The organism is Streptomyces sp. NPDC058052, assembly GCF_042885515.1.
Taxonomy (GTDB): Bacteria; Actinomycetota; Actinomycetes; order Streptomycetales; family Streptomycetaceae; genus Streptomyces.
In genome coordinates, this window is the sequence record NZ_JBHVRX010000005.1 from 295,945 (window position 1) to 315,035 (window position 19,091).

Sequence of the window (19,091 nt, forward strand, 5' to 3'; positions counted from 1 at the left end):
GCCCGACGGGGGAACGAGCGGTGCGTGGAGGCTACTTGGCGTCCGCGTACCGCTCCACCGTCGCCGTCGTGAACGGGAAGCGCACCGGTGTCGCCCCGAACGCGATCCGGCCCGCCTCGTCCCCGGCCGCCCGGATCGCCTCCGTCACCGCCCCGGCCTCCTCCGCCGGGCAGTGCACGATCACCTCGTCGTGCTGGAAGAAGACCAGCTCGGCCCGCATCCCGCCGGCCGACAGGGTGCGCCGCAGCGCCGCCAGCATCAGCAGCGCCCAGTCGGCGGCACTGCCCTGGACGACGAAGTTGCGGGTGAAACGGCCCCGCGCCCGGGCGTTGCCGGAGGCGTAGCCGGGGGTGAAGCCCTCCTCCGCGGCGACCTGCTCGGGACCCTCCTGGGGGAGCCCCGCCTCGCCGTCGTCGCCCGCGCCGACCGCCCTGGGGCTGGTCCGGCCGAGCCAGGTGCGGACGAGCCGGCCCTCCTCGCCGGCCCTCGCCGCCTCGTCCACATAGGCGACCGCGCGCGGGAAACGGCGCCGCAGCGCCGCCAGGTTCTTCAGGCCGTCACCGCTGGTCTGGCCGTAGATCGCGCCCAGCAGGGCGAGCTTCGCGTGGTCGCGGTCGCCGGAGAACGCCCGGTCGGACAGCCGGGTGTAGAGGTCGTCCGGGTGCCCGGCGACGTCCATCAGGCCCGGATCGCGGGAGATCGCGGCCAGCACCCGCGGCTCCATCTGGTCGGCGTCCGCCACCACGAGACGCCAGCCCTCGTCGGCGACGACCGCGCGCCGGATCACCTTCGGGATCTGGAGCGCCCCGCCGCCGTTGGTCGTCCAGCGGCCGCTGACCGTGCCGCCCGGCAGGTACTCCGGCCGGAACCGGCCGTCCCGCACCCAGTCCGCCAGCCAGGACCAGCCGTGCGCCGTCCAGATCCGGTACAGCTTCTTGTAGGCGATGAGCGGAGCCACCGCCGGGTGGTCGATCTCCTCCAGCTCCCAGCGGCGGGTGGACCGCAGCCGGATGCCGGCCTGGGCGAAGGCCCGCACCACGTCCGCCGGCAGATCCGGCCGGACCCGGCGCCCGAAGGCGGCCGACACCTCGTCCGCGAGCTCGGCGAGGCGGCGCGGCTCGCCCCCGCCCGCGTACCGCTCGCCCAGCAGCTCGTGCAGCAGCTCCCGGTGCACGTCGGCCCGCCACGGCAGCCCGGCCCGGTGCATCTCGGCGGCCACCAGCATCCCGGCCGACTCGGCGGCGGTCAGCAGCCGCATCCGGCCCGGATGCCCGGCCCGGTCGTGGCGGCGCTGCTGCTCCGCGTAGACCGCGAGCAGGCCCTCGAAGGGGACGGAGGCCACGGGTCTCGGTTCGAAGAGGGAGTCCTGCGGACCGGGCTCGGCGGTGCGCTGCGGCGGGTCCGGGGGCACCGGCTCGTTCCGCATCCGGGCCCACGCGGCGGCCGCCGAACGGGGCTCGCCGAGCCGGCCCTCGTGGCCGAGGAGCAGCTGCTCGGCGTCCTCCACGTCGTAGCACCGCTCGACCCGGACACCGGCGGCGAGCAGCCGCGGATACACCTCGGCCGTCGACCGCCACACCCAGCGCGCCACCTCCGGCCGGGCCCGGACGGCCGCGGCCAGGTCCGGCTCGCGGCGCACCTCCCCGGCGGGCAGGCCCTCCGGCCCGAGGGGGACGAGGGCCACGCCCTCCCCCTCCGGCTCCGGGGCCAGCGCCCACCTCTCGCTCATGGGTGCGAGTCTGGCATCCCCCACTGACAGCGGCGGATCACGACATCCCGGACGCGCGCCCGGCAGGGTCCGGAGGCGGCCTACGCCGCCGCGTGGAAGAGGGCCGCCGCCTCGCCGCGGGAGGCGACGCCGAGCTTGCCGAGGATGTTCGCCACGTGGAACTTCACCGTGGACTCGCTGATGTGCAGCGCCTCGGCGATCCGGCGGTTGCGGTGGCCGAGGGCCAGGTGCCGCAGGACCTCGATCTCCCGGTCGCCCAGGGTCGCCAGCGGGTGCGCGGGCCCGGCCGGGGCGTCCGGGGCGGCCAGCGGCAGGACGGCCGTCATCGTGGTGCCCCAGTGCGGCACCGACTCGATCTCCAGCCGCCCGCCCAGCACGTCCAGCCGGTCCCGGACGGTCCCCGCCCCCGTCTCGCAGGCCCCGATGACCCCCGGGCCGTCGTCGCGGACGGCCGCCCGCAGCTCGTCCTTGGTCAGCTGCCAGCCGACGTGGACCCGGTTCAGGCCCTCCTGCTCCAGGACGATCAGGAGCAGCGCCCGGACGATGGCCCGGGCGCCGTGCGCCACGTCGGCGGCGAGCGACCGGGTGTCGTCCGGCGGGCCCAGTTCGAGCCGGACCGGGCTGTGCCGCAGCATCGGCCGCAGCTGGTCGGCCAGCCGGGCGAAGGCGTCGCCGGCCGGCTCCTCCGCGATCGCCCGGTCCTGCCGCCGCGCCGCCCGCGCCTCCAGGAGCGCGTCCGCGGCGAGCTCCGTCGCGGCCGCCCGCGCGGCCGTGTCGTCCAGGGTGCCGCTGCGGAGCACCGACAACAGCCCGGAGAGAGCGGCGGCATGAGCGGTGGTCAGTTCGGCGCCGACCCGGGCGCGGGTGTCGGCGGCGGTACGGGAGCGGGCCAGCGCCCCCGGCATGGCCTCGACCGCGAACCGGTCGAGGTGGCTGGTCACCACGTCCCACAGCGCCTGCGCCAGGGCCGCCGCGGGAGCTTCGGCCGGGGCGGATCCGTCCTCCCGCACCAGCACGAGCAGCGAGTGGCGGGCGGTGGCGCCGCTGGTCACCGCCAGGACCGTGCGCGGCCGGCCGCCGATCCGCGCCGTCCCCTGCCAGGGCTCGCCCGGCACCCCTGCGGCGAGCAGCGGCACCAGCTCCGCGGTGGTGGAGCCGGCGGCCTCGCCGGTGGTCTTGAACGGCGAGTGCGCGCAGTGCGTGGAGAGTTCGGCCGCGCCGGTGTGCGGCACGACCGGGGCGAGCGCGGCGGAGAGCTGCGCGAGAACGCCGTCGAGCGGCCGGCTGAGGATCTCGTGCACGGTGGTCAGCGTGAGCGGGTCCATGACGGCCAGCCTAGGTGGCGGACGGGCTTGGGCGGCTGGTCTTCCGGACAGGTGGGACCGGCCGGACGGCGGGCGGGGGAGCGGGGGCCCGGGGCGCAGGCTTGAGCGTGTCGAGAGACGGACGCACCCGGTCCCGGGAGGCGGACGCACAGCTGCGGAGGGCGACATGGCGACGATGGAAGCGATCGTGTTCGACGAGTTCGGCGGCCCCGAGGTGCTGCGGCACGTGACCGGCGCCGAGGTCCCCGAGCCGGGCCCCGGCGAGGTCCGGCTGCGGGTCGCGGCGGCCGGGGTCAACCCGATGGACTGGAAGGTGCGCCGGGGCCTGCTGGAGGACTTCTACCCCACGGCCTTCCCCGCCGTGCCGGGCATCGAGGTCGCCGGAACGGTCGACGCGGTCGGCGACGGTGTCACCGGACTCGCCGTCGGCGACGAGGTGTTCGGCTGGACGACGAGCGGCGCCTACGCCCAGTACGCCCTCGGGAGCCGGCTCCTGCCGAAGCCGGCCGCCCTCTCCTGGGAGGACGCGGTCGCCCTCCCGGTCGCGGGCGAGACCGCGGCGCGGGTCCTGGCGGAGATCGGCGTACGGGAGGGCGAGACGCTCTTCCTGCACGGCGCGGCCGGGATCGTCGGCACGCTCGCCACGCAGCTCGCGGTCGCCGCCGGCGTCACGGTCGTCGGCTCGGCCTCCGCGCCCAACCACGCCCATCTGCGCGGACTCGGCGCGATCCCGGTCGCGTACGGCGACGGTCTCGCCGACCGGGTGAGGGCCGCCGCCCCCCGGGGCGTCGACGCGGTCTTCGACGCCGCCGGGCACGGCGTGCTGCCGGTCGCGATCGAGCTGGCGCCGAAGGAGCGGATCGCGACGATCGCCTCCACGGACGCGGCGGCGTACGGGATCCCCTACAGCGTCCCCGAGCAGGACTTCGACCGGGTACGGGCCTGGCTGACGGCGCAGGCCGAGGGGGTTCTGGCCGGCACCCTGCGGCTGCGCCGCGCCGACACCCTCCCCCTCAAGGAGGCGGCCCGGGCCCAGGAGCTGAGCGAGACGGGCCACGTCCGGGGCAAGCTGGTCCTGACCCCGTAGCCGGCTTCCGGCTCGGGCGCAGGGGCGGGGGTGGGGCGGTGGCCCGGCTCCGACCCCGGCCACCGCCCGTGTCCCAGCCTCGCCGCTCAGCGCGCGAGCCGCCACGCGGGGAGGGCCGACGCGGCGACGGCGACGACGGCGCAGACCCCCGCGGCCGCCCCCGTCTGCGCCCACGGCAGGGCCAGGACGACCGGCGCGGAGAGCGCGGCGAGGCCCGCGCCGAGGGCGCCGAGGACGACGGCGGTCACGCCGAGCCCGAGGACCGTGCCGATGCCGACGGCGAGGAGCGCCTCGCCGGTCACCGCCCCGAGGGCCTGGGCGCGGGTGGCGCCGGCCAGCCGCAGCGAGGCCAGTTCCCCGCCGCGGACCGACGTGGCCATGAGCAGCGTGCTCGCCAGGGCGATCACCGTGTAGAGGAGGACCAGGACGAGGATCAGGCGCAGGCCGGTCCTGGCGGCCCGGTTCACGGCCGGCGCGGCGGAGGGGTCGCCGGCCGCCGCCAGGGGCCGGTCGGACTCCAGGCGGTCGAGCGGCGCGCCGGGTGCCTGGGCGCGGGTGACGTACGGGCCGTTGTCGCCGGTGCCGCGGGCCAGGACGGCCGCGATCCGGAGCCGTACCGGACCGCTGCCGTCGGCCCGCCACACCTCCAGGTGCTCGCCGACCCGCCGCCGCTCGAAGTCCTCGTTGACGACGATCGACCGGTCGTCGAGGTCGCGCAGGTCGCCGGCGACGACGGGGAGCCGGGCGAGCGCCGCGAAGGCGGCCGGGTCGGCGACGGCCCGGGCCCCGTACTTCACGACCGCCTCGGCCCCGTCCCGTACGAAGAGGGAGGTCGGCCCGGAGGCGGCGACGACCGTGCCGGGCGTCCGCGCCGGGAGCTCCAGCCCCCGTCCCTCGACCACGTGGGCGGCGGCCGTCCGCTCCCGCGCCTCCGTCTCCTTCGCGCGCGTCACGCTCTCCGAGGCGCCGAAGAGCGTCCCGGCCAGCGCCACGGTCACCAGGACGGGCGCGGCGACGGCGGCGGTGCGGCGCACGGCGGCCGCGCCGTTCTCCCGGACGAGGAGCCCGATCGCCCCGCCGCGGGGGACGGGGAGGAGCCGGGCCACCGGCCGTACGAGCAGCGGGGCGAGGAGGGCCGCGCCGCCGGTGAGCAGCATCGGCAGGGTGGTGTACGTCTTCCGTTTGAGCAGCGCCTCGGGCTCGGTGGCGTACGTCCAGGCCAGCAGTCCGAGTCCGGCCGCGAGCAGTCCGGCGCCGAGCAGCGCCCGGCCGGGCGGCAGCACGTCCCGGTCGACGTCGGCCTCGCGCAGCGCGTCCGTCGGGCCGGTCCGCCCGGCGCGGTGGGCGGCGGCGGCCGCTCCGGCGAGGGCGACGCCGAGCCCCGTCCAGAAGGCGAGGTGGTACGGCCATCCGGCGCTCCCGCCGGCGGCGTCCGCGAACCAGCCGGGGGCCAGCCCCCGGGCCACCAGGGCCCGCGCCATCGGCGGCGCGGCCAGGCCGCCGAGCGCGCAGCCCGCGGCGGACGCGGTCACGCCGAGCACCGTCGCCTCGGCGAGCAGCAGCCGGCGGATCTGGCCGGGGGTGGCCCCGGCGGTGCGGAGCAGCCCGAACTCGCGGCGGCGCAGGGCCACGGAGAAGGCGAAGACGGAGGCGACGACGAAGACCGAGACGAAGGCGGCGACGCCGCCGGCGGTGCCGAGGAGGGCGTCGAGGCCGGTGAGTTCGTGGCCGTCCCGCTCGTGGCCGGGGTCGGCGCGGCGGCGTTCGGCGCCGGTGAGCACCTGCGCCCGGTCGCCGACGAGCTCCCGGACCCGCTCGGCGGGGGCGTCGAGCCCGACGGCGTCGGGGTGCCGGACGCCCGCCGGGTTCTCGGTGAGGGTCCACCGGGCGCGGAGTTCGCGCAGCGCGGCGGTGTCCACAGGCTGTGGACGGTCGAGCGGCCGGGAGACGAGGGCGGTCCCGGGGCCGCGCCGGACCTCCACGGTGAGCCGGTCCTGGCCGAGGACGACGACCGGGGAGGAGGCGAACCGTTCGGGGGCGCGGGGCGGCGGGTCCAGGGCGGCGGCGAGGCCGAGTCCGGTCGCCGTCAGCAGCCCGGCGCCGAGCATGAGGGCGAGGAACCCGCCCAGGAAGGACGCCCACCGGGCCCGCAGCCCGTTCACCACGACGCTCAGCACGCCGCACCCCCGGTCCGCGCCCCGGCGGCCGCCCCCGCCGGGCGCAGCTCCGCGAGCCGGGCCGCGACGCCGTCCGCCGAGGGCGCGGCGATCTCGTCCGCCACGCGGCCGTCGACCAGGAGGACGACCCGGTCCGCGCGGGCCGCGGCGAGCGGGTCGTGGGTCACCATGACCAGCGTCCGGCCCTCCTCGTCCACGAGGGACCGCAGCATGTCCATCACCTCCGCGCCGGTCGTGGAGTCGAGCGCGCCGGTCGGCTCGTCGCCGAAGAGCACGGCGGGGCGGGCGATCAGCGCCCGGGCGATGGCGACCCGCTGGCACTGGCCTCCGGAGAGCTCGGCGGGCCGGTGCCGCTCGCGCCCGGCGAGCCCGACCCGGGCGAGCGCCGCCCGGACCTCGCCGCGGGCGGGACGGCGGCCGGCGAGCCGCAGCGGCAGGGCCACGTTCTGTGCGGCGGTCAGCGTCGGCATCAGGTTGAAGGACTGGAAGACGAAGCCGATCCGGTCCCGCCGCAGCAGCGTGAGCCGCCGCTCGCTCATCCCCTCCAGGGCTGTGCCCGCCACCTCGACGACGCCCTCGTCCGGGCGGTCGAGCCCGGCGGCGCAGCGCAGCAGGGTGGACTTCCCGGAGCCGGAGGGGCCCATGACGGCGGTGAAGGTCCCGGCGGCGACGTCGAGGTCCACGCCGTCGAGGGCCCGGACGTCCCCGTGCCGCCGGACGAGCCCCCGGAGCCGCACGGCGGGGGCGGGGGCGGAGGAAGGAAGGGTGCTGGTCATGGCTCCAGCGAACCGTTCCGCCGGGGTCCCGGTCACGCCGTCTGCCGGGCGTCCCGAGGTAGGGCCAGACCTACCCCCGCCGGGCTGAGACCATCGGAGGAGGTCGACGACGCGAGGTACGGAAGGGCACGGTCACAGTCATGCAGGAGGAGGCACGGGAGTCCACCGTCGAGCGGGCGCTGCGGGAGTCGCTGCACACCCGCGACGACCGCTCCCTCGACACGGCGGCCTCCCTGCTCGCCGCCGACCCGGGCGCCGACGCCGGTCTCGCGCGGCGCGGCGAGGAGTTCGTACGGACGCTGTGGGAGCGCGGCTGGCAGCCCGCCGACCTCGCGCGCACGGTCCGCCGCGAGCTGGCGGAGGAGCACCTGCGGCTGCTCGGCGGGCTGGTGCGGGCCGAGACGGCCCGGTACGCGACGCTGCCCCGGCGCTGGCGGGAGCAGCTCGACGCACTGGACGACGGGACCGGCGGCCCGCCGGCGGACCGCTTCTCCTCCGCGACGGCCGCCCTGGAGCTGTACCGGCTGCTGGTCCGGCTGCCCCGGCTCGACGCGGTCGGTCCCGTACCGGGCGACACGCTGCCGCCGGCGGCGGCCGGCGAGCCCCGGATGCTCACCCGGATCCGGGCGCTGCTCGCCAAGGCGGAGGCCACCGGCTACCCGGAGGAAGCCGAGGCGCTGACCGCGAAGGCGCAGGAGCTGATGGCCCGGCACAGCCTCGACGAGGCGGGGCTCGCGGCCGGTGCCCCGTCGCCGCAGACGCCGGGCGCCATCCGGATCGGCGTGGAGCCGCCGTACGAGCAGGCGAAGGCGATCCTGCTCGACGCGGTGGCGACCGCGAACCACTGCCGGGCGGTGTGGAACGAGCCGTACGGCTTCTCGACGGTGGTCGGCTTCGAGGCCGACCTCGACCCGGTCGAGCTGCTGTACACCTCGCTCCTCGTGCAGGGGACGGCGGCGATGACCCGTGCGGAGGCCGAGCAGCGCAGGGGCGGCCGCAAGCGCACCAAGTCCTTCCGGCAGTCCTTCCTGCTCGCGTACGCGAACCGGCTCGGCGCCCGCCTGGAGGCGACCTCCCGGCGGGTGGCCGCCGAGGCCCCGACCCTCCTTCCGGTCCTGGCCTCCCGCGAGGTCGCGGTGACCGCCCGCACGGACGAGCTCTTCCCGGAGACGCGGGCCACCCGGGTCCGCGCCATGTGGGACGAGGACGGCTGGAACCACGGCGCCACCGCCGCCGAGACCGCCACCCTCACCCCGGACCGCGCCCGCCTCGACCGGCGCGGACAGGGCTAGGCCGTCTCTTTCGGATCCCGCCGGGCTCGCGACTCCGGGGGATGCCGCAGGGCTCGCGCCTCCGCCGGACCGTGGCCCGGCGCGCGGCGCCTCCGCCGGGGACCGTGCCGGGCTCGCGCCTCCGGGGTGAAATGTCGGGTTACGGGGTGATCGTCGCTACGCTCGGTCCATGAGCTGGCTCCGGGCGCTGAGGGAGACCGCCCGCTCCGGCCTCACCGTGGAGCGGCGGCGGCTCGCCCCCGTCGTCGCCGCCCGGGGCGCCCTCGGACTCGCGCTGGTCGTCGGTTTCTCGCTGGCCGTCTTCGGGCCCGCCGTCGCCGCGTCGTCGGCGTTCGGCGCGTTCCAGGCCGCCATCGCGACCTTCCAGCGGTCCTGGCGGCCCCGGCCGACCCTCGCCCTCGCCTCCGGCGGCAGCCTCGCCGTCTCCACCTTCCTGGGCTATCTGACCGGCTCCCACACGGTGCTCTTCCTCGCCCTCCTGGTGTCCTGGACCTTCCTCTCCGGGCTCGCCTGGGCTGCCGGACCCACGGCCGGCATCATCGCCTCCTCCAACGTGGCGATCATGCTGGTCACGATCACCCTGCCCACCTCCGTCGCGACCGCCGCCGGGCACGCCGTCATGATCTTCGCGGGCGGGGTCGTCCAGGCCGCGCTCGTCGTGCTGCTCCCGGTCCGGCCCTGGGGCGCCCAGCGCGACGCCCTCGCGGACGCGCTCGCCGCGGAGGCGGACTACGCCCGCCGGCTGCGCCACGACCCGGTCGCGCCCTTCGACCCGGTCCCGCTCATGACCGCCCGCAGCGCCGCCGCGGTCACCCCCCGGCAGGCCCGCCGCCGGCCCGCCGAACTGCACGGACCCCGGCGGCTCGCCGAGCGGATCCGGCCCGTGCTCGCCTCGCTCGCGGACCCCGCCGTCGGCGCCCCGGCCGAGGGCCCGCAGCGCGACCGGGTCCGCGAGCTGCTCGCCGCGGCGGGCGAGGTCCTCGACGCCGCCGCGCACGCCATCCGGCACGGCGAGCCGGTCCGGCTGCCCGCGCCCGCCGTCGCCGCCCTCCGCACCCCCGACACCGGCACGATCCTCACCGACCGCGCCCACCGCACCGCCCTCCGCCTGATCGCCCTCCTCGGCGACGTCGTCGAGACGGCGGACCCCCGCACGGAGACCGACCCTGAGGAGGACCGCACGGGGGAGGACCGCACGGGGGAGGACCGCACGGGGCCGACCCCGGGCACGCCTGGTGCGGGGCCGATTCCGGGCACGCCGGCCTCGGGCACGCCGGCCTCGGGCACGCCGGCCTCGGGCACACCGGGCGCGGGGACCACACCGGGCGGGCCCCGCGCGGACGCGGGGCTCGGCCAGCCGGGCGGCGAGGGGCGTGATCCCCTCCTCGCCGCGCGCACCCGGCCCACCCTCCTCCGTCTCGCGCCGCTCGTCCTCGCGAGGATGCGGGCCGAGGTGCGGCCGGGGTCGGCGATCCTGCGGCACGCGCTGCGGGTCTCCGGGGTCACCGCGGCCGGCTATCTGCTCGGCCTGGTGCTGCCCTTCGGACACGGGTACTGGGCGCCGATGGCGTCCGTGATGGTGATGCGCCCGGACTTCTCGCAGACGTACGCCCGCTCGGTGGCCCGCTTCGGCGGCACGCTCGTCGGCGTCGCGCTCGCCACCGCCGTGGTGCAGACCGCGCACCCGGGGACGTACCTCTCGGCCGGTCTCGCCGTCCTCTGCGCCTTCGGCATGTACCTGCTGATGAAGACGGGGTACGCCGTCAGCCAGGTCTGCGTCGCCGCGTACGTCGTCTTCCTCCTCGGCATGGAGGGCTCCGGGGTGACCCAGACCGTCCGCGACCGGGTCCTGCTCACGCTCCTCGGCGGCCTCCTCGCGATGCTCGGCTACGCCCTCTACCCGGCTTGGGAGACGCCCCGGCTGCGCGGCCGGCTCGCCGACTGGCTCACCGCCTCCGGGCGGTACGCGGCGGCCGTCGCCGCCCGGTACGCCGACCCCGCGGGACCCGGCAGCCCCGACGTGCGCGAGGCGCTGCTCTCCGCCCGCGCCGCCCGCGTGGCCTGGCACGACGCGGTGGGGCGGGCCGGGCACGAGCCGGTGCGGCACCGCGGCCTTTCGCACGCGGCGGCCGAGGGCGCGGGCCACGCGCTCGCCGAGTTCGGGCGGGCCGCGATGCTCCTGGAGGCCCACCTCCCCGAGCACGGCGCCCCGCCGCTGCCCGCCGCGGCCGGCCTCGCCGAGGCGCTGCGCAAGGCGACCGAGCGCGGCGCGAAGGCGGTCCGCGAACGCAAGGTCCCCGCCTGGGACGACCTCCGCGAGACCGTCGCCGCCTGGGACACGGAGGTCGCCGACCCGCTGCTGCGGAAGGCGGCGCGGCTGCTCCTGGCCGCCCTGGACGAGCTCGCGGCCGCCCTCGCCGACGCCTGAGCCCCGCCCGCCGCCCGCTGCCCCGTCGGCCGGATTCCCCGGTTTCCCCGTTTCCCCCGTTTCCCCGTTTCCCCGTTTCCCGGAAATCTTGCGCCGCGGTGTCATCCAGGGCCGGTCCGGGCGGAGTTGAGAAGGGTGGAAGACCGTACGGAACCAGGAGCGATCCCATGAAGAAGTACCTGCTCGCCGCGGGCGCCGCCGTCACCGCCGCGGTGGCCGCCGCCGTCCTCGCCGCCCCGGCCACCGCCGCCGCACCCGCCCCCACCGCCCCCTCCCTCACCACCCCCACCGCGTCCCTCTCCTCCCTCTCCTCCCTCTCCCCCGACGCCGCCGCCCCCTCGGCCGCGGTGCGGACCGTCCGCTCCGGCGAGCGCGTCGACGCCGGCGGCGGCTACACGATCTGGCTCACCCGCCAGGGCAAGCACTGGACGGGCCCGGACGGCTTCGAGCAGTTCCGCAGCGTCGTCGACGGCAACCTCGACCTCACCCGGCCCGCCCTCAGCCACCAGGGCGAGGGCACCTTCCACTCGGGCGTCTACGGCGGCCCGCAGGCCCCCGGCCGGGTCGAGGTGACCGACGCCGAAGGCCGCGTCACCCGCGCGACCCTGCTCCAGCTGCCCGGCCGGCCGGGCTGGGGCGTCTGGTACGCCCACACCGCGCCCTCCGACCGCGACGTCTCCGTCGCCTTCTACGCCCGGGACGGCCGGCTCCTCGTCGAGCTGCCCGCCATGGACTTCTGACGGGCCGTCCCTCACGCTCGGCGGGGCCCGGCACGGGGCGGGCCCCGCCGCACCACCTTCCGATCGCGAGGTCCGCCACCGTGACCCACCCACCGGTTCCCGAGCCCGACGCCGACTTCGCCGACTTCGCCACCGCCGCGTGGCCCCGGCTCGTCCGCACGGCCCAGCTGCTCACCGGCGACTTCCACGAGGCCGAGGACCTGGTGCAGACGACCCTGGCCAAGGTGTACGGCCGCTGGCGCAAGGTCCCGCGCGACGCGATCGACCTCTATGTGCGCCGCGCCCTCGTCAACAACAACCTCAGCCGTCTGCGCCGCCGCCGGGTCGCCCATCTGCTCGTGCCGGTGCTGCCGGAACCCTCCCGGCACCGGGACGCCGGCCACGCCGAGCACGTCGAGGAACGGGCCGTGCTCCTGGAGGCGTTAGCCGATCTGAGCGTCCGTCAGCGCACTGTGATGGTGCTGCGCTACTGGGACGATCTGACGGAACAGGAGATCGCCGACGTCCTCCAGTGCTCCGTCGGCACGGTGAAGACCCACGCCCGGCGCGGTCTCGCCGCCCTGCGGGCCCACCCCCGGCTCGCCGCCGGCGCCCCGCCGCTGCCCGGCCCGCCCCTCCGCACCCCCTACGGAGCCCGCCCATGACCCCCGCACCCGACGCCGGGCCCGACGCCGCCGAGGCGTGGGACGACCTGCTCCGCGCCGAGTTCGCCCGCGCCGCCCACGACGTGACCCCGGGGCCCGCGCCCGTCGCGGCGGTCGTCCGGGCGGGCCGCGCGCGCCGCAGGCGCCGTACCGTCGCCCTCTCCGTCCTCGCCGTCCTCGGCGTCTCGGCCGCCGTCGCCGCCGGCACGGCCCTGGCCGGCGACCCGCACCCCGCCGCGGGGCTCGCCGCCCCGCCCGCCGTGACCGCGACCGGCTCCTCCGCCCCGCCGGTGCCCCGGGTCTCCCGGACCTCGGCCGGCGAGCCGCGGGTCCCGGCCCCGGTGCGGACCGTCGCGGCGGGGGAGCGGGTGGCGGCCGCGCCGGGGTGGACGGTGTGGCTCACGGAGCGGGGCAAGCACTGGAAGGGCGGGGCGGACGGGCTGGAGCAGTTCCGCAGCGTCACCGACGGCAACATCGACCTGAGCCGCCCCGACCTCAGCCACCAGGGCGAGGGCACCTTCCACTCCGGCCTCTACTACGGCACCCGGGACGCCGGCCGGGTCGAGCTCGTGGACGCCCGCGGCCGCACCACGCCCGCGCGGCTCCTCCAGCTCCCGGGCGGTCCCGGCTGGGGCGTCTGGTACGCCGTCGCCCCCGACGAGACCCCCGTCGGCGCCCGCCTGTACGACGGCGCGGGCCGTCTCCTGGCGGAGCAGCCACCCGTCTGACCTGCGGAGATATCAGTCCGTGCGAGGAGCGGAGATCATAGTGGAAATGGGATCCGTTTTCTTTTACCCTCGGCCGCATGGCACGCAACGAGATACGCCCGGTCCTCAAGCTCAGGTCCACCGCCGGAACCGGGTTCACCTACGTCACCCGCAAGAACCGCCGCAACGACCCCGACCGGCTCACCCTCCGCAAGTTCGACCCGGTGGCCGGCCGGCACGTCGACTTCCGAGAGGAGCGCTGACCGGAGCGGTCCCCCGGCCCGCGCCGGGAGCCCGCAGGGAACCACCGCCCCCGCGCGCCCGTCCACCCGGATGGGAAGATCGCGGGGGCGTTCCCGGGCGCGGCCCGGGTGCGAACGGCGCAGGTCGCACGCTGCGTCGCGTAGCCGCTACGCCACGCCTCGTGCACGTGCATCTGCTCATGCATCGGCATATGAACGAAGCTATGATCCGGGGAAGTTGACACCTGCACCAAGCAACTCGGGGAGCTACCAGTGCATCACGCGCACCACGCGTACAACGGCATGGCGGCCACGGAGCTGCGGGGCGTCGTCTGGCAGAAGAGCAGGCACAGCAACTCGCAGGGCTCCTGCGTGGAGTTCGCCAAACTGCCCGGGGGAAACGTTGCCGTGCGCAACTCCCGCCACCCGGACGGGCCCGCGCTCGTCTACACGCCGGCCGAGATCGAGGCGCTCCTGCTGGGTGTCAAGGACGGGGAGTTCGACCACCTCGTCTGACCCGCCGGGCCGGCGGGGACCACGGACACGGAGAAGGCCCCGGCGGTCACCGCCGGGGCCTTCTCTCGGTCCTCGTGCCTACTCCTCCTCGGGGCCGACCCGGAAGAGGGCCCACACCACCTTGCCCTGGAGCCGTCCGGCCAGCGGGTGCCAGCCCCAGCTGTCGCTGAACGACTCCACCAGGAACAGCCCCCGGCCCGACTCGGCGGAGAAGTCCTCCTCGCCGCCGCGCGCCTCCGGGCTCTCCCGGCTGGGGTCGCGCACCGCGCACACCAGGCGGGACGCCCAGCGCATCAGGTGCAGCCGCACCGGCGGAGCCTGCGGGTCGTCGGGACAGCCGCCGTCGGGGACGGCGTGCCGCAGCGCGTTGGTGACGAGCTCGGAGACCACGAGGGCCACGTCGTCGAAGCGGTCGCCGAGATTCCAGCTGTCCAGCGTCGCGCTGGTGAACTTCCGGGCCCCGCGCACGGCTTCGTACCGCGCGGGCAGGGCGCAGGAGGCGGAGGTGGAGACGGCGCCGGGATCGATCGGCGGGAGACCCTGCCGTAACGGCTCGAGCACGGTCGATCCATTCGTCCCCATGCGAGGCACTCCCGGGAATCGCGGCGGTGGTGCGACAACGGTGCAAACAGTGCGAAACATTGCGACAACACGACAACGCGAACGAGTACGCGGCTGCGCGGGGTCCATGGTTCCGAATGCGACCACGGGATGCAAGGGCAGATGCACGTGCACGCGGCCGCCGGATGCCGGACCTGTCCGAGCCTGTGGTGAATCTGTGGAAATCTTCTTGACGCGGGCGTGTCCGGCCCCCGTCCGGATCTCACCCCTCTGCCTCCCCTTCCGTAACCAGATGTGTACGCGCTGAAGCGTTTGGTGGCAGAATCCGGGGCTCGACGGGGGCTCGTCACCGTGAAGGGAAGGCTGGAGCCGTGACCGCAGGCGAAATGAACGGAGCGGGCGGGAGCGTCGTCCGGCGCATCCTGCTGGGCTCCCAGCTGAGGCGCCTGCGCGAATCGAGGGGCATCACCCGCGAGGCCGCCGGCTACTCGATCCGCGCCTCCGAATCCAAGATCAGCCGCATGGAGTTGGGAAGGGTGAGCTTCAAGGCCAGGGACATAGAGGATCTGCTCACTCTCTACGGCGTCACCGAGGAGACCGAGCGCGGCGCGCTCCTGGGTCTCGCCCGCGAGGCCAACCTCGCCGGCTGGTGGCACAGCTTCGGCGACGTCCTGCCGGGCTGGTTCCAGACCTACATCGGCCTGGAGGCCGCCGCCTCCCTCATCCGCGTCTACGAAGTGCAGTTCGTGCACGGTCTGCTGCAGACGGAGGAGTACGCCCACGCGGTCGTCACCCGGGGCATGCCCGGCGCCTCGCAGGCCGAGATCGACCGCCGCGTCGCCCTCCGCCTCGAACGCCAGAAGGTCCTCGTCTCCGAGCGCGCCCCCCACTTCCACGTCGTCCTCGACGAGGCGTCGCTCCGCCGCCCGTACGGCGACCGGGCCGTCATGCGGGGCCAGGTGAAGCACCTCATCGAGATCTCCGAGCACCCCGGCGTCACCCTCCAGGTCATGCCCTTCAGCTTCGGCGGCCACGCCGGCGAGAGCGGCTCCTTCACCATGCTCAGCTTCCCGGAGTCCGACCTCTCCGACGTCGTCTATCTGGAACAGCTCACCGGCGCCCTCTACCTCGACAAGCGCGAGGAGGTCGCCCAGTACGGCGCCGTGATGGAGAAGCTGGCGAAGGACAGTCCGGATCCGGCCGAAAGCCGTGATCTTCTCCGGGGGCTCCTCCAACTCTCCTGAGACATCAGTACGATGACGGCGCATCAGTAGCCACGGCGATCGGGCGCCCGCGCGCGCCCGGGCGACCGGCAGCCGGCAGAGGGGTTCTCCGTCCATGTCGCACTTCACCGACCTGGCCCACCAGTTCATCGACGGCGAGTGGAAGCCGGGCAGCGGCTCCTGGGACATCATCGACTTCAACCCGTACACCGGGGAGAAGCTCGCCTCGATCACCGTGGCCACCGCCGAGGAGGTGGACCGCGCCTACCGTGCCGCCGAGCGCGCGCAGGCCGCCTGGGCCGAGACCAACCCCTACGCCCGCCGGCTGGTCTTCGAGCGCGCCCTGCGGATCGTCGAGGACCGCGAGGACGAGATAGCCGACACGATCGTCGCCGAGCTCGGCGGCACCCGCCTCAAGGCCGCCTTCGAGCTCCACCTCGCCAAGGAGTTCCTGCGCGAGGCGGTCCAGCTGGCGCTGCGCCCCGAGGGCCGCATCCTGCCGTCCCCGCTCGACGGCAAGGAGAACCGCGTCTACCGCCTCCCGGTCGGCGTCGTCGGCGTCATCTCCCCCTTCAACTTCCCCTTCCTCCTCTCCATCAAGTCGGTCGCCCCCGCCCTCGCGCTCGGCAACGCGGTCGTCCTCAAGCCGCACCAGAACACCCCGATCTGCGGCGGCACCCTGGTCGCGAGCATCCTGGAGGAGGCGGGCCTCCCGGCCGGCCTGCTCAACGTCGTCGTCACCGACATCGCCGAGATCGGCGACGCGCTGCTGACCCACCCGGTCCCGAAGGTCATCTCCTTCACCGGATCCGACAGGGTCGGCCGCCACGTGGCCACCGTCTGCGCCCAGAACTTCAAGCACGCCGTCCTCGAACTCGGCGGCAACAGCGCCCTGATCGTCCTCGACGACGCCGACCTCGACTACGCGGTCGACGCCGCCGTCTTCAGCCGCTTCGTCCACCAGGGCCAGGTCTGCATGGCCGCCAACCGCATCCTGGTCGACCGCCGCGTGGAGGCGGAGTTCACCGAGAAGTTCGTGGCCAAGGTGAAGACCCTGCGGGTCGGCGACCCGGCCGACCCCGCCACCCACATCGGCCCGCTGATCAACTCCCAGCAGGCCGAGTCGGTCGACGGCGCCGTCGAGCAGGCCGTGGCGGCCGGTGCCACCGCGCTGCTGCGCGGCACGGTCGAGGGCAACGTCGTCTCCCCGTCCGTCCTCACCGGCCTCCCCGCCGACGCCCCCGTCCTCGCCCAGGAGATCTTCGGCCCCGTCGCCCTGATCCTCCCCTTCGACGGCGAGGACGAGGCCGTACGGATCGCCAACGACACGCCGTACGGGCTCAGCGGCGCCGTCCACACCGGCGACATCGAGCGGGGCGTCCGGGTGGCGAAGCGGATCCACACCGGCATGATCCACATCAACGACGGCACCGTGCACGACGAGCCGATCGTCCCCTTCGGCGGCGAGAAGCACTCCGGCATCGGGCGGCTCAACGGCGACGCGATGATCGAGGCGTTCACCACCCAGAAGTGGATCTCGATCCAGTACGGCCGCAGCCAGTTCCCCTTCTAGGACCGAACCTGTCCTCTTTCCTCCGTAGCGTGGGTCCTGCCCGAGCGACACACGGACGGAAGGCGGACATCATGGTGGCTCTTGTTCCCTCGGAGGCCCCCGGCGACGAGCGCGGCGCGTTCCTCAACTTCGTGGAGGTCCAGCGCGCCGCGCTCCGCCGCGCCCTCCTCGGCCTCACCGAGGAGCAGGCCGCGAGCCGCCCCAGCGTCAGCGAGCTGAGCCTCTCCGGCCTGGTCAAGCACGTGGCCGAGATGGAGCTGAACTGGCTCCGCCTCGCGCAGCAGCGTGAGAACGAGCGGCAGCGGAGCCAGGAGACCTGGGGCGAGGCGTTCCGCCTCGTCGACGGCGAGACGATCCCGGAGGTCCTCGCCTTCTGGGACGGGGTCGCCAAGGAGACCGAGGAGTTCGTCCGTACGGCCCCGAGCCTGGACGACACCTTCCCCCTGCCCCCGGCGCCCTGGTTCCCGGCGGAGGGGCGGGTCTCGGTCCGCTGGATGCTCCTGCACCTGGTGCAGGAGATGGGCCGGCACGCCGGACACGCGGACGTGATCCGCGAGTCCCTCGACGGCAAGGGCTCCTTCGACCTGATCGCGCTGGAGCGCGAGGGCTGAGCCGGGCGGGCCCCGGGCGGGGTCGAGCCCGGCGGATCCCGGTGGGTCGAGCCCGGCGGATCCCCGGTGGTCCCCCGGCGGATCCCCGGTGGGGCCTGTGCGGCGCAGGGGTGGATCCCCCCGAAGAATCTTCCTCCCGGGTGGGAACCCGGAGGCGGTGAGCGGTGTACCAGAAGCAGACGGTTCACCGCGAACCGCCCGAGGGACAGGGGGAAGTCCGATGCGCGTTCCCGTTTCCCGGGCGCCGGCTCCGCTGCGCGCGCTCGTGGCCCTGCTGCTCGCCTGGCTCCTGGCCGCCTGCACGGGAGGGCAGGAACCGGTACGCGGCGGTGAACGGCCCGCCGGCGACGGGGCGTTCGGCGCCCCGCCGGAGATACCGGACGGCGCGGGACTGCCCGGCTGGGCGGCGGACCTCGGCTTCGCCGCCGACGGCAGCGGCTTCGCGCTGCTCGCGGAGTGCGTGAACGACCCGGCCGAGCCGGCCAACGGCTTCTGCCGGCAGCGGATCGCGGCGCTCGACCGGGGGGCGGACCGCTGGGAGCAGCGGGTCTCGCCCCTGCCCGAACTGCGCGGCGCCGAAGGGGTGTCGGCGCGGCTGTGGGTGCTGGGGCCGGGGCGCGCGCTGATCGAGGACGGCGGCGGGGACGAGCCGCCGCACGGCTGGTTCAGCGGCGACGGCGGCCGGAGCTGGCGCGCAGTGGATCCGCGCCCGGCCGGCCGGACCCCGGACATACCCGCGGGCGGGGCGCTGACCGCCGAGTGCGCCACGGACCCGGGAGCCCCGCCCGAGTCGTGCGCCCGGGAGGTGCTGGCGGTCGTCTCGCCGCGGGACGGACGGCGGCGGCGGCTGGTGGCGCAGCCGGCGCTGGGCGCGCACCCCCGGCCCGCGGCGGTGGCGGAGCCGGACGGCTCCTGGTGGGTCTCGGGCGTCGAGCCGGGGACGGGGCGGCCGGCGGTCGCGGTCTCCCGGGACGCGGGCCGGAGCTGGTCCGTGAGCCGGCTGCCGAGCGCGGCCGCCGCCCCGCATGGGTACACGCAGGTCGTGGTCGGCCCGGACGCCGTGTACGCCGCGGAGATGGGCGAGCTGAAGGGCGGCGAGCCGGTCAAGAACCCGCTGCGGGCGCTGCACCGCTCCCGCGACGGCGGCCGGACCTGGGAGCGGACGTGGACCACCGGCGCGGTGGCCGAGCCGCGCTCGCTGGAGGGCCTGCCGGTGCCGGGGCCCGGCGGACGGGTGGAGATCGCCGCCCAGTCGTCCGGGTACCGCAGCGCGGACGGCGGCCGGACCTTCCGGGAGCTGGACGACGGCAGCGCGTACGTCCGCCGCACCGGCGCCGGCCTGCTGCGGGAGGGCTCGCGCTGCCGGTACGAGGTGACGCGGGACGGGGTCCGCTGGGCGGAGTTCCTGCTGGCGTGCGGGGACGACGCCTCCGTGGGCGTGCCCTAGCGGTGCGCGCGGA

Annotated in this window: 17 protein-coding genes; 12 read left to right on the plus strand and 5 right to left on the minus strand. The window is 76.0% G+C overall.

Features of this window, described 5'->3' with window-relative positions:
• Positions 1-31: 31 nt before the first annotated feature.
• Entirely contained in the window at positions 32-1,729 is a 1,698-nt protein-coding gene (locus ACFVU3_RS10200; protein WP_390065324.1) for a bifunctional 3'-5' exonuclease/DNA polymerase, read from the minus strand.
• A gap of 80 nt (positions 1,730-1,809) precedes the next feature.
• Entirely contained in the window at positions 1,810-3,054 is a 1,245-nt protein-coding gene (locus ACFVU3_RS10205; RefSeq protein WP_390065326.1) for a LuxR C-terminal-related transcriptional regulator, read from the minus strand.
• A gap of 175 nt (positions 3,055-3,229) precedes the next feature.
• Here ACFVU3_RS10205 and ACFVU3_RS10210 point away from each other — a divergent pair, with 175 nt between their 5' ends.
• Positions 3,230-4,141 carry an NADP-dependent oxidoreductase gene (locus ACFVU3_RS10210; protein ID WP_390065469.1) on the plus strand — a complete coding sequence of 304 codons (912 nt, stop codon included), beginning with the start codon at positions 3,230-3,232 and terminating at the stop codon, positions 4,139-4,141.
• Between the two features lie 86 nt (positions 4,142-4,227).
• Here the strand turns inward: ACFVU3_RS10210 and ACFVU3_RS10215 are convergent, their stop codons facing one another.
• Together ACFVU3_RS10215 and ACFVU3_RS10220 are read right to left on the minus strand one after the other, a co-directional pair.
• Positions 4,228-6,318 carry an FtsX-like permease family protein gene (locus tag ACFVU3_RS10215; protein ID WP_390065328.1) on the minus strand — a complete coding sequence of 697 codons (2,091 nt, stop codon included), beginning with the start codon at positions 6,316-6,318 and terminating at the stop codon, positions 4,228-4,230.
• Positions 6,312-7,094: an ABC transporter ATP-binding protein gene (locus ACFVU3_RS10220; RefSeq protein ID WP_390065330.1), complete on the minus strand. Its 783-nt coding sequence runs from the start codon at positions 7,092-7,094 to the stop codon at positions 6,312-6,314. The genes ACFVU3_RS10215 and ACFVU3_RS10220 overlap by 7 nt, the downstream gene beginning before the upstream one ends.
• A 140-nt stretch (positions 7,095-7,234) precedes the next feature.
• On the opposite strand from ACFVU3_RS10220, the gene ACFVU3_RS10225 reads away from it, so the two are divergent.
• The 7 genes from ACFVU3_RS10225 to ACFVU3_RS10255 all read left to right on the plus strand — a co-directional run bounded on the left by ACFVU3_RS10225 (position 7,235) and on the right by ACFVU3_RS10255 (position 13,663).
• Positions 7,235-8,386 (plus strand): DUF2786 domain-containing protein, encoded by a 1,152-nt coding sequence (locus ACFVU3_RS10225; protein WP_390065332.1) that lies wholly within the window; start codon positions 7,235-7,237, stop codon positions 8,384-8,386.
• Positions 8,387-8,555: 169 nt separating this feature from the next.
• Entirely contained in the window at positions 8,556-10,814 is a 2,259-nt protein-coding gene (locus ACFVU3_RS10230; RefSeq protein ID WP_390065333.1) for an FUSC family protein, read from the plus strand.
• A 167-nt stretch (positions 10,815-10,981) separates the two neighbouring features.
• Positions 10,982-11,554 carry a hypothetical protein gene (locus tag ACFVU3_RS10235; RefSeq protein WP_390065334.1) on the plus strand — a complete coding sequence of 191 codons (573 nt, stop codon included), beginning with the start codon at positions 10,982-10,984 and terminating at the stop codon, positions 11,552-11,554.
• A gap of 80 nt (positions 11,555-11,634) precedes the next feature.
• Positions 11,635-12,198: a SigE family RNA polymerase sigma factor gene (locus ACFVU3_RS10240; RefSeq protein ID WP_390065335.1), complete on the plus strand. Its 564-nt coding sequence runs from the start codon at positions 11,635-11,637 to the stop codon at positions 12,196-12,198.
• Positions 12,195-12,926, plus strand: a complete 732-nt coding sequence (locus ACFVU3_RS10245) for a hypothetical protein (RefSeq protein WP_390065336.1) — start codon at positions 12,195-12,197, stop codon at positions 12,924-12,926. The genes ACFVU3_RS10240 and ACFVU3_RS10245 overlap by 4 nt, the downstream gene beginning before the upstream one ends.
• A 77-nt stretch (positions 12,927-13,003) precedes the next feature.
• Complete coding sequence (gene rpmG, locus ACFVU3_RS10250; RefSeq protein ID WP_351851482.1) at positions 13,004-13,168, plus strand: 50S ribosomal protein L33; 165 nt, start codon at positions 13,004-13,006, stop codon at positions 13,166-13,168.
• Between the two features lie 282 nt (positions 13,169-13,450).
• Entirely contained in the window at positions 13,451-13,663 is a 213-nt protein-coding gene (locus ACFVU3_RS10255; RefSeq protein WP_030219358.1) for a DUF397 domain-containing protein, read from the plus strand.
• 78 nt (positions 13,664-13,741) lie between these two features.
• On the opposite strand, the gene ACFVU3_RS10260 is transcribed toward ACFVU3_RS10255, so the two are convergent.
• Complete coding sequence (locus ACFVU3_RS10260; protein ID WP_390065338.1) at positions 13,742-14,245, minus strand: ATP-binding protein; 504 nt, start codon at positions 14,243-14,245, stop codon at positions 13,742-13,744.
• A 350-nt stretch (positions 14,246-14,595) separates the two neighbouring features.
• Between ACFVU3_RS10260 and ACFVU3_RS10265 the strand changes: the two genes are divergently transcribed.
• The 4 genes from ACFVU3_RS10265 to ACFVU3_RS10280 all read left to right on the plus strand — a co-directional run bounded on the left by ACFVU3_RS10265 (position 14,596) and on the right by ACFVU3_RS10280 (position 19,078).
• A complete protein-coding gene (locus ACFVU3_RS10265; RefSeq protein WP_390065340.1) occupies positions 14,596-15,468 on the plus strand; it encodes a helix-turn-helix domain-containing protein in 873 nt (290 codons plus the stop codon).
• 94 nt (positions 15,469-15,562) lie between these two features.
• Positions 15,563-17,020 carry an aldehyde dehydrogenase family protein gene (locus tag ACFVU3_RS10270; RefSeq protein ID WP_390065341.1) on the plus strand — a complete coding sequence of 486 codons (1,458 nt, stop codon included), beginning with the start codon at positions 15,563-15,565 and terminating at the stop codon, positions 17,018-17,020.
• A gap of 71 nt (positions 17,021-17,091) precedes the next feature.
• Entirely contained in the window at positions 17,092-17,631 is a 540-nt protein-coding gene (locus tag ACFVU3_RS10275) for a DinB family protein (protein WP_390065343.1), read from the plus strand.
• 220 nt (positions 17,632-17,851) lie between these two features.
• Complete coding sequence (locus tag ACFVU3_RS10280; protein ID WP_390065345.1) at positions 17,852-19,078, plus strand: WD40/YVTN/BNR-like repeat-containing protein; 1,227 nt, start codon at positions 17,852-17,854, stop codon at positions 19,076-19,078.
• Positions 19,079-19,091 lie beyond the last annotated feature (13 nt).

Bases quoted from the DNA above. Each gene is read 5' to 3' on its own strand.
- ACFVU3_RS10200 (WP_390065324.1), bottom strand. From the start codon at position 1,729: ATGAGCGAGAGGTGGGCGCTGGCCCCGGAGCCGGAGGGGGAGGGCGTG.
- ACFVU3_RS10205 (WP_390065326.1), bottom strand. From the start codon at position 3,054: ATGGACCCGCTCACGCTGACCACCGTGCACGAGATCCTCAGCCGGCCG.
- ACFVU3_RS10210 (WP_390065469.1), top strand. From the start codon at position 3,230: ATGGAAGCGATCGTGTTCGACGAGTTCGGCGGCCCCGAGGTGCTGCGG.
- ACFVU3_RS10220 (WP_390065330.1), bottom strand. From the start codon at position 7,094: ATGACCAGCACCCTTCCTTCCTCCGCCCCCGCCCCCGCCGTGCGGCTC.
- ACFVU3_RS10225 (WP_390065332.1), top strand. From the start codon at position 7,235: ATGCAGGAGGAGGCACGGGAGTCCACCGTCGAGCGGGCGCTGCGGGAG.
- ACFVU3_RS10230 (WP_390065333.1), top strand. From the start codon at position 8,556: ATGAGCTGGCTCCGGGCGCTGAGGGAGACCGCCCGCTCCGGCCTCACC.
- ACFVU3_RS10235 (WP_390065334.1), top strand. From the start codon at position 10,982: ATGAAGAAGTACCTGCTCGCCGCGGGCGCCGCCGTCACCGCCGCGGTG.
- ACFVU3_RS10245 (WP_390065336.1), top strand. From the start codon at position 12,195: ATGACCCCCGCACCCGACGCCGGGCCCGACGCCGCCGAGGCGTGGGAC.
- rpmG (WP_351851482.1), top strand. From the start codon at position 13,004: ATGGCACGCAACGAGATACGCCCGGTCCTCAAGCTCAGGTCCACCGCC.
- ACFVU3_RS10255 (WP_030219358.1), top strand. From the start codon at position 13,451: ATGGCGGCCACGGAGCTGCGGGGCGTCGTCTGGCAGAAGAGCAGGCAC.
- ACFVU3_RS10260 (WP_390065338.1), bottom strand. From the start codon at position 14,245: ATGGGGACGAATGGATCGACCGTGCTCGAGCCGTTACGGCAGGGTCTC.
- ACFVU3_RS10270 (WP_390065341.1), top strand. From the start codon at position 15,563: ATGTCGCACTTCACCGACCTGGCCCACCAGTTCATCGACGGCGAGTGG.
- ACFVU3_RS10275 (WP_390065343.1), top strand. From the start codon at position 17,092: ATGGTGGCTCTTGTTCCCTCGGAGGCCCCCGGCGACGAGCGCGGCGCG.
- ACFVU3_RS10280 (WP_390065345.1), top strand. From the start codon at position 17,852: ATGCGCGTTCCCGTTTCCCGGGCGCCGGCTCCGCTGCGCGCGCTCGTG.